Origin of the sequence: Fibrella arboris, assembly GCF_041321095.1 — a bacterium.
Lineage (GTDB): Bacteria > Bacteroidota > Bacteroidia > Cytophagales > Spirosomataceae > Fibrella > Fibrella arboris.
On the sequence record NZ_JBGGWE010000001.1, the window covers coordinates 657,017 to 668,463 of the forward strand.

The 11,447-nt window shown below is 54.9% G+C and carries 13 protein-coding genes; 4 read left to right on the plus strand and 9 right to left on the minus strand.

What is annotated here, in order from left to right; translation table 11 throughout:
• Positions 1-182: 182 nt before the first annotated feature.
• The 7 genes from rlmN to ACAW75_RS02520 all read right to left on the minus strand — a co-directional run bounded on the left by rlmN (position 183) and on the right by ACAW75_RS02520 (position 5,502).
• The gene (rlmN, locus tag ACAW75_RS02490) at positions 183-1,268 is read right to left on the minus strand and encodes a dual-specificity RNA methyltransferase RlmN (protein ID WP_370727084.1); all 1,086 of its coding nucleotides are present in this window, start codon (positions 1,266-1,268) and stop codon (positions 183-185) included.
• A gap of 77 nt (positions 1,269-1,345) precedes the next feature.
• Positions 1,346-1,891, minus strand: coding sequence for a CvpA family protein (locus ACAW75_RS02495; RefSeq protein WP_370727085.1), 546 nt, complete (start codon positions 1,889-1,891; stop codon positions 1,346-1,348).
• A gap of 9 nt (positions 1,892-1,900) precedes the next feature.
• The gene (locus ACAW75_RS02500; RefSeq protein ID WP_370727086.1) at positions 1,901-2,506 is read right to left on the minus strand and encodes a Uma2 family endonuclease; all 606 of its coding nucleotides are present in this window, start codon (positions 2,504-2,506) and stop codon (positions 1,901-1,903) included.
• 103 nt (positions 2,507-2,609) lie between these two features.
• Positions 2,610-3,059, minus strand: a complete 450-nt coding sequence (locus ACAW75_RS02505) for a GatB/YqeY domain-containing protein (protein ID WP_370727087.1) — start codon at positions 3,057-3,059, stop codon at positions 2,610-2,612.
• A gap of 138 nt (positions 3,060-3,197) precedes the next feature.
• Positions 3,198-3,875, minus strand: coding sequence for a deoxyribonuclease V (gene nfi, locus ACAW75_RS02510; RefSeq protein WP_370727088.1), 678 nt, complete (start codon positions 3,873-3,875; stop codon positions 3,198-3,200).
• Positions 3,876-3,997: 122 nt separating this feature from the next.
• A complete protein-coding gene (locus tag ACAW75_RS02515; RefSeq protein ID WP_370727089.1) occupies positions 3,998-5,059 on the minus strand; it encodes a saccharopine dehydrogenase family protein in 1,062 nt (353 codons plus the stop codon).
• A complete protein-coding gene (locus ACAW75_RS02520) occupies positions 5,056-5,502 on the minus strand; it encodes a hypothetical protein (RefSeq protein WP_370727090.1) in 447 nt (148 codons plus the stop codon). The genes ACAW75_RS02515 and ACAW75_RS02520 overlap by 4 nt, the downstream gene beginning before the upstream one ends.
• A 521-nt stretch (positions 5,503-6,023) precedes the next feature.
• Between ACAW75_RS02520 and ACAW75_RS02525 the strand changes: the two genes are divergently transcribed.
• From ACAW75_RS02525 to mnmH, 3 genes are all read left to right on the plus strand, one after another.
• The gene (locus ACAW75_RS02525) at positions 6,024-6,956 is read left to right on the plus strand and encodes a sugar phosphate isomerase/epimerase family protein (protein ID WP_370727091.1); all 933 of its coding nucleotides are present in this window, start codon (positions 6,024-6,026) and stop codon (positions 6,954-6,956) included.
• Between the two features lie 82 nt (positions 6,957-7,038).
• Positions 7,039-7,782: a pyridoxine 5'-phosphate synthase gene (locus tag ACAW75_RS02530; protein WP_370727092.1), complete on the plus strand. Its 744-nt coding sequence runs from the start codon at positions 7,039-7,041 to the stop codon at positions 7,780-7,782.
• 366 nt (positions 7,783-8,148) lie between these two features.
• Complete coding sequence (gene mnmH, locus ACAW75_RS02535; RefSeq protein WP_370727093.1) at positions 8,149-9,192, plus strand: tRNA 2-selenouridine(34) synthase MnmH; 1,044 nt, start codon at positions 8,149-8,151, stop codon at positions 9,190-9,192.
• On the opposite strand, the gene ACAW75_RS02540 is transcribed toward mnmH, so the two are convergent.
• Both ACAW75_RS02540 and ACAW75_RS02545 read right to left on the minus strand, forming a co-directional pair.
• The gene (locus ACAW75_RS02540) at positions 9,165-9,806 is read right to left on the minus strand and encodes a Uma2 family endonuclease (RefSeq protein ID WP_370727094.1); all 642 of its coding nucleotides are present in this window, start codon (positions 9,804-9,806) and stop codon (positions 9,165-9,167) included. The two genes, mnmH and ACAW75_RS02540, sit on opposite strands and share 28 nt — an antisense overlap.
• A gap of 39 nt (positions 9,807-9,845) precedes the next feature.
• The gene (locus ACAW75_RS02545; RefSeq protein ID WP_370727095.1) at positions 9,846-10,409 is read right to left on the minus strand and encodes a hypothetical protein; all 564 of its coding nucleotides are present in this window, start codon (positions 10,407-10,409) and stop codon (positions 9,846-9,848) included.
• A gap of 325 nt (positions 10,410-10,734) precedes the next feature.
• On the opposite strand from ACAW75_RS02545, the gene ACAW75_RS02550 reads away from it, so the two are divergent.
• On the plus strand, positions 10,735-11,277 hold the full coding sequence (locus ACAW75_RS02550) for an REP-associated tyrosine transposase (protein ID WP_370727096.1): 543 nt from the start codon (positions 10,735-10,737) through the stop codon (positions 11,275-11,277).
• The last annotated feature ends 170 nt before the right edge of the window (positions 11,278-11,447 follow it).

Consider the following 11,447-nt stretch of genomic DNA (forward strand, 5'->3'; position numbering starts at 1 on the left):
ATGTGTGTTGGTTTTGCTTGTAGTACTACCCGCCTAACCGACCCGCGACTTCGTTGTTCTATAATATCTACAGAAATAGTAGTTATTAAGAATAAGGCCTAAAAAAGGCTCCGTAGTCTAACTAGGAGCCTTTCTTTGAACAGTATTTATAGGCGCTATTGTGCGTTGCGGCAAGCTCTGATTTATAAAGCGGCCTCGTCTTTCACTGTCTCTTTCCCGGCCAGTTGCCCGCAGGCGGCGTCGATATCTTTACCCCGGCTGCGGCGAATGTTGACCGTAATACCCCGGCTATCCAGGAAACCGGCAAACTTATCGAGCGTTTGCGGATCGGTGTTCTTGAAATTCGCTTCGGCAATCGGGTTATACTCGATGATGTTGATCTTGGCCGGTACGCGCTTCGTAAACTCGTATAATTCTTTCGCGTCTTGCAGCGTATCGTTGAAGTTGTAAAAGACGATATACTCGAATGTAACCCGCGTACCGGTCTTCCGATAGAAGTACTGAAGCGCATCGGCCAGGTTGTTCAACGAATTACTCTCGTTGATGGGCATGATCTGGTCGCGCTTCAGGTCATTGGCCGCGTGCAGCGACAAGGCCAGATTGGTTTTCACCTGATCGTCGCCCAGTTGTTTGATCATCTTGGCAATACCCGCCGTTGAGATCGTCAGGCGCTTCGGCGACATGCCCAGCCCGTCGGGCGAGGTAATACGGTCGACCGATTCGATCACGTTCTTGTAGTTCAGCAGCGGCTCGCCCATGCCCATGTACACGATGTTGGTCAGGGGCGCGTTGAACGTAGTTTTGGCCTGCCGGTCAATCTCCACCACCTGATCGTAGATCTCAGCGGCGTCGAGGTTGCGCTTTCGGTCCATGTAGCCAGTTGCGCAGAACTTACAGGTCAGCGAACAACCCACCTGGCTCGACACACAGGCCGTCATTCTGTCTTGCGGTCCGTCGCCACGGTCATCCGTGCGCAGGGCCGGGATCAGCACGCCTTCAACCAGATTACCGTCATACAGCCTGAACGACGATTTGATGGTGCCGTCGTTGCTGCGTTGTTCGGTAGCGACCGATAGCGAGTTAATGGCGAAGTGGGTGTCGAGGTTTTCGCGCAGGGCCAGGCCCAGATTGCTCATCTCGCCAAACGACCGCGCCGATTTCTTCCACAACCACTCGTGTACCTGCTTGGCCCGGAATGCCTGCTCACCGTTCTGTTTAAACCAGTCGGTGAGTTGCGCGGGCGTATATTTTCGAATATCCTGTTTCATTTCTCAAAGAGTGAAAGAGCTATAGAGTGAAAGAGTGACTATGTACATAGTCAAAGGCTGATCGAGCGCAGAGGGCACTAGTCGCTCTCTCGCTCTTTCAATCGTTCACTCTTTAAACGCCTTCCTGCCTCCAGGCCTTTTGGCATCCAGACCGTGGCAACGTTCATGACCTTCGGCGCAACGGGGCGCAGCAACGGATACATAAAACTGTTGCGGGTTTGGTTGGGCGGCATGCGGACGTTCATAAAACTGAACAGCCAGAGAATCACACTAATTCCAAAAACCCAGGTGAATATGCCAACGGCTGCACCAGCCAGGCTGTCGAACGTACCTAGCAGGGTGTACCGGAGCGATCGCCGCAGGGAATAGCCCATGCGGTTGATCATGAAGACGACGGGGAAGAAGATAATGGAGAAGCCCAGCCAGGGCAGAAATTTCCGGGCCAGTTCGCGGCTGATGTAGGGCGCCAGCAGGTCGATACCGAATTGCAGGAATTTGAAGCCGATGATGAGCGCCACCACAAAGGCTATGATAGCCACAATCTCGACCAGCAATCCCTTCCGGTACCCGTTATACGCCCCCCACAGCAGCGGGATCAGAATGAGAATATCGATGGTAGCCACAGGCGCAGGTTAGTACTCAATCGCTTCTTCATCGAGTAGGCTCTTCACATTCAGGATGCAGCCATCCATGACAGGTACGTTGTTACTCCATTCAGTGATAATCCAGTCCTGATTGGGAACGGCCACAAACACCCGACGGGGTTTACTGAGTACCCAAAAGACCTTTTCAACGCCAAAATCGAAGAGTTTTTGTGTCTTCTCGGCGATGTAATTGACATCAAGCCCGTCGAAATCAGCCAGATCAATTCTCACGTCGACTTCAATCACAATTTTAGGCGGTGTGTCGAAATACTTCGTTGTAATATCAAACGTGCCTTTTTCAAATATGGCGACGTCGCACAATAGATTGTCATTCAGATCGAGATGAACCCCCGCTTCGTTCGTCACGGGCAGATACTTTTTCTTATCCCGGTTATTAAGTACGTACCCATAAATGAGCGATACCAGAATGGCTTGCAATGAACTACTTCCCACGATGTCTTCGACTTTACGGGTTCCGGCTAATACATCCTTGTAGCCCCGGTAATAGAGAGGCCTTCCGTTGAGCACTTCAAAAACTAACGCGCTGGGTATCACCTGATGCGGCGTAGGAGAAACAGGGTTTTCAGCAACCATATCCGTATCTGTTTTAACGTACCTCAATATAGCATTTTTTAGCTTAGGGCGGGGGGCTTGGGGCAGAGGGTATTGCTTTCGCGGGAGCCCCCTGCCCCAAGCCCTACAACAGGCTCTTCACCATCGCGGCGATGGACTTGCCGTCGGCTTGTCCCGCGAGGGCTTTGTTGGCGGCGCCCATCACTTTGCCCATATCGCCGGGGCCGGTGGCACCTACCTGCGCGATAACGGCCTGCACCTGCGCCCGTAGTTCACCTTCCGACAGTTGCTTGGGCAGGTATTTCTCGATCACGGCAATTTCGGCCTCTTCAGTGGCCAGCAGATCGGCGCGACCCTGTTGCCGGTAGATATCCGCCGAATCTTTGCGCTGTTTAACAGCTTTCGAGAGCAGCTTGACCTCGTCTTCCGGTTTCAGATCGCCACCAGCGGCCCCTTCTTTGGTTTCTTCGAGCAGGATCATCGACTTAATAGCCCGTAAGGCCCGAAGGCGATCCTGATCTTTGGCTTTCATAGCCTCTTTAACGTCCGTATCAATTTGTTGCTTAAGCGACATATGTAGATTGCGAATTAGCGAATGAATGAGTTGCGAATGGACAAAGGTACGGTTTTGCACTGTAGTGTACTGCTTCGCGCGTCGTGCCCTTCGACTAGGCCGGTTCGCGAAGCAGTTCACTACAGCACCAATCATAATTTACGGGTTCAGATAGGCCCGCCGCACGGTGTTCACCAGGTTGTGTGCGCGCCGGGTGGGTTCGGGAATGCGGTAGCCGCCATCGCATTGCAGCATCAGCGAGACCGACGTTTCCAGATCGATCAGGTTACCGGGCGACACGTAAACGGGATTCACCTTGTTCTTCGTGCGCAGCGCCGCGCCGATGACCTCGCCCCGATGCAGCATTGGCGACCAGGAACCCCGTTCGAGCGCAGGTTCTTCGTAGCGCCCAACCAGCACTGATTTGCCACAGCCCAGCGTTGGCCGGTTCAGCCACAGGCCCGCGTGGGCGGCAATACCCAACCGGCGTGGATGCGCAATGCCGTGCCCGTCGAATACAACGACATCGGGCATGATGGTCAGGTTGTTCCAGGCCTCGAGCAGGGCCGGAATTTCGCGGAACGATAACAGGCCAGGTACGTAGGGAAACGACGTGGTGGTAATGGCCGTGGCCTCGGCAATGGTTTCAAGCGTATCGAGCCGCAAGACGACAATGCCGGCATAAACGGTCTCCTCGAACTTATTGAACGAAATATCGCAGCCCGCAATGGTTTCAACCGGCCCGGTCAGCGGCTGGATACGTACCTGCCCGCGTAGCTGCTGTTGTATGGCAATGGCCGCCTCCGGGCTATCGGGCCATTCGTGTAGTGGGTTCATGTTGTTGAGCATGTAGTACCGAAACGGTCCGCCGCTGCGGCTCCAGTTTCGGTGGTTATTGACAGTTTTTAACTACCGAAGCTGGAGCCGCAGCAGCGGACCGTTTCGGCGCTACAACCCCATCACCCCTTCCGCATGACGCCTTCAACTTCCAGGATCAGGTTGGCACCGTAGAGGCCGGCGGGGGTTTGGAAACCGGGTTTAACGTTGCCCTGAAGCACCTTTTGGGTGATGATCAGGGCCGAGAGAGCAGTTAGGTTGTAGCCTTCGGGACCGGTCAGTCTGGCTTCGACGGTCTGGCCGTTTTTATTGCCTACGCGACCCCATACCTGTGTTTTCGCCCTGTTCCGCGTAGCTTCGTCGGGGCCGGTCACGCGCTTTGTGATCTGCCCGCTCACCCATTTCTGCACGCCTTTCCGACGCAATAACCAGTTGAGCGAGTTGCCCAGCTTCGCCATCCGAATGCTGGCCGATGTGCTGCCGATAAACGTTTCGATGTTCAGAATACCCGTGGTGTGATAGGCCGTTGACACGTCGCCCCAGGGGATGCTCATGCAGGGCAATGTCTGGCCGTTGGCAAAGGTCACGTTCAGCACTTTGTGTGCGTAGGGCACCACGGTTAATTTTCCGTTCTCGCGCACAAGTCCGCCCTGTCCCAGGTTATCCACCGCCGTTTGCGCCGTTCCGTGCGACAAGGCTCCACCGTCGTTGGCAAAGGCCAGTTGCAGGTACGTGGCATCGGGCAGTTTGTTGTGCAGGTACAGGGCCAGACAATCCGTCGGCACCACATCGAACCCCACGCCCGACAGGATCATAACCCCTTTTTCCCGCGCCTGCCGGTCCAACGCCGCTCCCTGCTCGAATACCGCTATCTCGCCTGTGATATCCAGGTAATGCACCCCGGTGCGCAGGCAGGCCTGTTGCATGGGGAGGGCCGTTTTCGAAAAAGGACCGGCGCAATGGAGCACCACCGATACATCACGCATGGCATTGTTCAGGGCTATCTCGTCGGTCAGATCAGCCACCCGGTAGGCCAGGCCATATTGCTCAGCCAACGGACGGAGTTTCCCCTCATCGCGACCGCAGAGAATAGGGTTCAGTCCAAACTGAGCTACCTTTTCCAGCATCAGTCGGGCGGTGTAGCCATTGGCTCCGTACAGCAGAAAGGTGTTGGGCGGGTTCATGAGCGGCGGTTTAGCCAGCTAAAGATAGCGGCCGTAGCCAGCCCGCCAACCACGTACCAGGCCACCGTTAGCGAGGCCGTTGTGGCCGTGCGACGAACCGGTTCGCTACCCAGGCCCATCGGCTCCGACAGCGTAACGGCACCGGCACCCGCCAACGCGCCTAGCACAGCACCTACGGGCCAGACCGCCTGTGGCTTGGCCAGGCCGATCAGACTATAATACAGGGCATTGGACGTCAGATCGCCCGCCAGCGTGGTGGCGTACAAGGCATTGCCGGTTGGGGTAGGCAGGCCGGTGGCTTTCGTGATTTTGATGATACCGCGTTTCCCCAGTTTATCAACGCGCGGCGCTTCGGGCTCTACCTGCCGAACGGTTTCGTGCAATACGTTCAGGGCCACGGCTCCACCTAGTCCGCTGAGTAGCGCATTTGTTAAAGTAGTCATATCGTTGTGCGTGCTTTTTAGGGTAACACTGGTGATCGCCTAGTTGTGTAGAAAAGCGAGTGAACTCTATATCGTCATTATGCTTCGCGTCATTACTAGTCATTACTCGCTGTCATTTGCTTCGCATCACTGATAGCAGTATGCTCCTCGTTCGTTGTCGCTTGCCTGTGGCGAGTGACAACTATCTACAGGGCCTCCGGCCCGGGCGTTAACTAGTCGAGACGTTAGCTAAATGTCTGTTTCATTAGCTATGCTCGGGCCTGAGGCCCTATAGATAGAGGTCACTCGCCACAGGCAAGCGACAACAAAGGAAGACAAGACACATCCAGATGTTCATAATAAACTTGAGTGGGAGTGGGACGCCACCCCGGTGTCATCCTGAGCCTGTCGGGGATCGCAGCGGCGCACCGGCCTAGTCGGGGATCGCAGCGGCGAACCGGCCTAGTCGAAGGGCTTAACTCGCGAAGCAACACACAGGTAAAATCAATAAGTACATAAAGCTAAAATCCTCTTCCAAACCAATGTCCCGTCTTTCTCGCCGCCAAACGCTTGCTGCGCTGGGTACGTTACCCGCCACCTCTTTCCTGAAACTGCAACCTTCACTCAGCAAGCCGAAGGCCGCTCCGTTTACACTCTGTTTGAATATGAGCACCATCAGAGGCCAGAAACTGGGCTTTATTGGTGAGTTGGAGGCCGCGTCGAAAGCCGGGTTTCGGTCGGTGGAAGTGTGGGTAGGTACGTTGCAGGATTATCTGAAAACGAATACACCCGCCGAAGCCCGTCGCCGCCTGTCGGATCTGGGTATTACGGTCGAAAACGCCATCGGGTTCGCTCCCTGGATAGTCGACGATGCCGCAGCCCGCCAGAAAGGGCTCGACCAGATGAAGCTGGAGATGGACCAACTGGCGCAAATTGGCTGTAAACGCGTGGCCACGCCGCCTATCGGTGCGCAGACTGCCGATTCGCCGATCGTTGACCTGCATCGGGCCGCCGAACGCTACCGCACCCTACTGGAACTGGGCCAGCAGACAGGCGTGAATCCGCAGCTCGAGCTTTGGGGTTTCTCGAAGAATTTGAACCGGCTTTCCGAAGTGATGTATGTGGCCGCCGAAGCCAATCACCCCAACGCCCGGCTGTTACTCGATGTGTATCACCTCTACAAAGGCGGCTCAGGCATCACGGCCTTGCCCATGGTGGGCAAACCGGCCATCGAGGTATTCCACGTCAACGACTATCCGGCCACGCTGACACCCGCCCAGATCACCGATGCCGACCGCGTTTATCCCGGTGACGGGGTAGCGCCGATTCGCGAGATGCTGAAGATCATTCAAAACCCCGACCGGCCCGTTGTGTTGTCGCTCGAAGTGTTCAACAAAAACTACTACGCTCAGCCCGCCGACCAGGTGGCCAAAACGTCGTACCAGAAAATGCAGGCGCTGGTAGCAGGGTTATAACGACGAACCGCAACCGGTCAGCCGTGGTTACCCTACCAGCACTAACCTTTGATCACTGTTACCTGATCATTGTTCATTGACCATGACCCGTCTGTCAGTAAACATCAACAAAATAGCCACGATCCGCAATGCGCGGGGTGGCAACAACCCTAACCTCGTCCAGGTCGCGCTCGACTGCGAACGCTTCGGCGCGCAGGGCATTACCGTTCACCCCCGGCCCGACGAGCGGCACATTCGTTATCAGGATGTGCTGGATCTGCACGAGGTGGTCACGACCGAGTTCAACATCGAGGGCAACCCCGATGAGCGGTTTATCGAGCTGGTGAAGCGCGTGAAGCCCGCCCAGGTGACGCTTGTTCCCGACGCGCCCGACGCCATCACGTCGAACGCGGGCTGGGATACGATCCGTCATGCCGACCACCTGCGTAAGTTGATCGACACGTTTAAGGAAGATGGCATACGGGTGTCCATCTTCGTAGATGCCGACGAACGAATGGTAGAAGGTGCCAAGGCCGTTGGCACTGACCGGATTGAGTTGTATACCGAACCCTACGCCACTCAGTACCCAACCGACCGAGACGCAGCCGTTGCGCCGTTTGTGCTGGCTGCCCGCAAAGCGCAGGAAATGGGTCTGGGCCTCAACGCCGGCCATGACCTGAGCCTCGACAATCTTCGTTTCTTCGCCCAACACGTACCTGGCCTGCTGGAAGTGTCGATCGGCCACGCCCTTATCTGCGACGCGCTGTACTTTGGTCTGGAGAATACGATTCAACTGTATAGGAGAGAGCTTTCTGAAATTCATTACCGAACCAGCGGCGTTTTGTAAGCTGGCGTAAATAGTGGTACGCGGATTAAGGGGATTTACGCGGACTCGTTGATTTAAAACGAATTTGTAGTTGAAGCAACACACCAACCCTCGTTGTCGCTTGCCTGTGGCGAGTGACCCCTATCGATAGGGCCTCTGGCCCGTGGTAGCTAATAAAACGGTCACTCGTCTAATATCTTGAACGGTTAACGTCCGGGCCTGAGGCCCTATAGATAGTTGTCACTTGCCTGTGGCGAGTGACAACGAGTTGGTGTGTTGCTTCGCGAGCCGTGCCCTTCGACTAAGCATCCCCGACAGGCTCAGGGCATGACTAGCGAAGCAATACACCAACTCGAGTAAACTAAGTCTTTGTCTTCCTCCAACCCCATGCCACTTCCCCTCCACGACTTTCTCCAGCAAGCCCAAACGCTACCCGTCATCGACGTTCGGTCGCCGGGGGAGTTTGCGCATGCCCATATTCCGGGGGCGGTGAATATGCCGCTGTTCGACAATGCCGAACGGGCGCAGATTGGTACGACCTACAAGCAGGTTGGGAAAGACGCCGCCGTGTTGCAGGGGCTGGATATGGTCGGCCCCAAAATGGCCCGCTTTGTTCGGAAGGCACAGGCCTTGAATCCAGCGGGGAAACAGGTGTTGGTGCATTGCTGGCGTGGTGGGATGCGGTCGGGATCAATGGCCTGGCTGTTCAACACGGCAGGCTTGCAAGCCGACACCCTAACCGGCGGCTACAAAGCCTACCGCACAGACGTGTTGACTTCGTTCGCGGAACCCCGAAATCTGCTTATTCTGGGCGGGAAAACCGGCTCAGGCAAGACGGACATTCTGAAACAACTGGCCGCGCAGGGCGAACAGGTGATTGATCTGGAAGGGCTGGCGCACCACAAAGGCTCATCGTACGGAGCTATTGGCCAGTTGCCGCAGCCCTCAAGCGAACACTTCGAAAACCTGATTTACGAGCAATGGCGACAGCTCGATCCCACGCGCCGAATCTGGCTGGAAGACGAAAGCAAGAACATAGGCCGCTGCCATATCGCCCTGCCCCTCTGGCAACAGATGCGCACCGCACCCGTGGCGTTTATCGACGTACCCAGGCCCGTTCGGGTGCAACGCCTTGTGCAGGAATACACGGGTATCGATCATGAATTACTGGTCGAAGCGACCAAACGCATCGAACGGCGGTTGGGCGGACTGGCGGCGAAACAATCGCTGGCCGCTCTGGAGCAGCAGGATTATGCCACCGTTGCCGAACTGACGCTGGTTTACTACGACAAGGCTTATCTGAACGGGCTTACCAATCGTCATGCCGAGTTGGTCAACCACTTGCCCATTAGTGAGGACAATCCGGCGAAAACGGCCGCTGATCTGATCGTTTGGGCTGACGCTTACGCTGAAAAAGGCGTTTTGCGATAAATTTTCTGCATGGGTAGCTCCATGTCGCCGACCAGAATCGTGTCGGTCAGTAACCGGTAATCGGTATCCACCCATTGGTCGGGCTTGTTGGTGCGCGAATACACCCGGGCAAACACCGCATCCTGACTGACGAACAGAATATGCCGCAGCGACGGAATCAGTCGGTACTGATCCAGCTTGTCTGACTGGTCATACGCCTTTGTGCTTTTCGACAGCACCTCGACCACAATCTCCGGATTTTTGATCCGCGCCGTAGAGACCTTTCCGCTGGGCAACGTCACGTAGTCCGATGGCCCGCGCACCACCGACAAATCAGCATTGAATTCAGCCCCGCCTTCAGAAATACAGATTTTCACGCTGCTCCCCAGTACCCGGTAGTCAGGTTGCTCGTCGAGCAGGTTGTTAAAGATGGTAATTAACTGAGCAATAAGTTGTTCGTGCAGGTCGGTGGCCTGGCTCATGGAAATAATCTCGCCGTTTAGGAATTCGATATTGTAGGGAATGTCCTCAGACAGCTCCACGTATTCATCCCAGGTAGCGGAAACACGTACTTCGTCCGGGGCCGCTCCGCGCTCGGCCAGGGTCATCGGTATCAGAATCGTTGTTGCTTCCATCTTGCTCCTGCGTTTACCAAACCTACACAATTACGCGCATTATTTCTTCGGCTTCATATGCCGGATCACCTCCTGCTTGGGAAAAGCCAGCCGCCAAACGGCCAACGGCTGTTTCTGCAGACCAAAACACGTCTGGCTCAGTACATTATCAGCCGGAACAGCGGCGTTATACACAAAAAGCGTATCACCAATTCGCTGAATGTTGCTCGATTGAGGCAGCTTTTTCTCCGCGTTATACACATACGCGTCCAGTACCTCGCGCTCTTTCTGCGCCAGAGTCTGATTTTGCACATCAGCGGCACCCAACAAACTGATTGTCATGCCATAGCGCTCGGCCAATGCCCGCGTCTTAGGCAAATCTTCCATCGTGCATATTCCAGTCGGCGCGGCGCCTTTTGCCAGTTTAGCAACAGCTTCCTGTTCAGCAATGGCTACGATCTGTTGCCCCCAGCTATCTACGGCTTCAGTCAGGTCAGCGTTGGTAAGCCGCTTCACTTTCTTGTCGGCCATTTCCTGCTTCAGCTTATCGGTATACTGAATTCGATCAGGATTGCAGGCTAGCAATGTGAGCGATAGACCTGCGATTTGTAGAAAGCGTGACATGACGAAGGGGATTTTTAGCTAAAAACGCGCGACACAGCCGTTGGGTTGCAGGTACGTTGTTTTTGGTTGAGCATCTTTCGTTGTCACTTGCCTGTGGCGAGTGACGATTATTGATAGGGCCTTCGGCCCGCGCGTTCCGTATTACGGTTGTTTAGCTAAACAGCCGTTTCACTAGTTACCATCGGGCCGGAGGCCCTACGGTTAACGGTCACTCGCCACAGGCAAGCGACAACAGACTACAGAGTAAGTAACGTACCTGGCCTGAGCTATACGCGACACTTCAGCAAAAGCCCTTTCTTTGTACACCACCGTAATGCACCATATTATGTCTGAGTTCTTAAAAGCCAATGTACCAGACGCACCTTACTTCATCACGTTGACTACCGTTGGTTGGATCGATGTGTTCACGCGCCAGGACTATTGCCGGGAGCTGATCAACAATCTGCAATATTGTCAGCGTGAGCGCGGGCTTGAGATTTACGCCTACGTGATCATGTCGAACCACCTGCATTTAATCGTGCGACGACGAGCCCAGGCCGGGTTACTCAGCGATTTGCTCCGTGATTTCAAAAGCGTAACGGCCAAGAAGATTATTCAGTTGATTAACAGCAACGCAGAGGAAAGCCGAAGTACCTGGCTGTTGTATCTATTCGCTTACTATGCCAAACAGGCGAACCAGCATAAAGAACTGATGTTCTGGCAGAAAACAAGCCATCCGGTTGAGCTGTGGTCCAACAAAATGATCGACCAAAAACGTGATTACATCCACAATAACCCTGTCAAAGCAGGCATTGTCTTGGAGCCTCAACAGTATCTGTTCAGTAGCGCCTGTCCGGAATCGCCACTGAAGGTACTGGATTGTTATTAAGCGCTTTGCTTTCCCTACCCCGTTGTCGCTTGCCTGTGGCGAGTGACCCTTAACCGTAGGGCCTCTGGCCCGATGGTAACTAGTGAAACGGATGGTTAGCTAAACAACAGTATTACGGAACGCCCGGGCCGGAGGCCCTATTGATAAGGGTCACTCGCCACAGGCAAGCG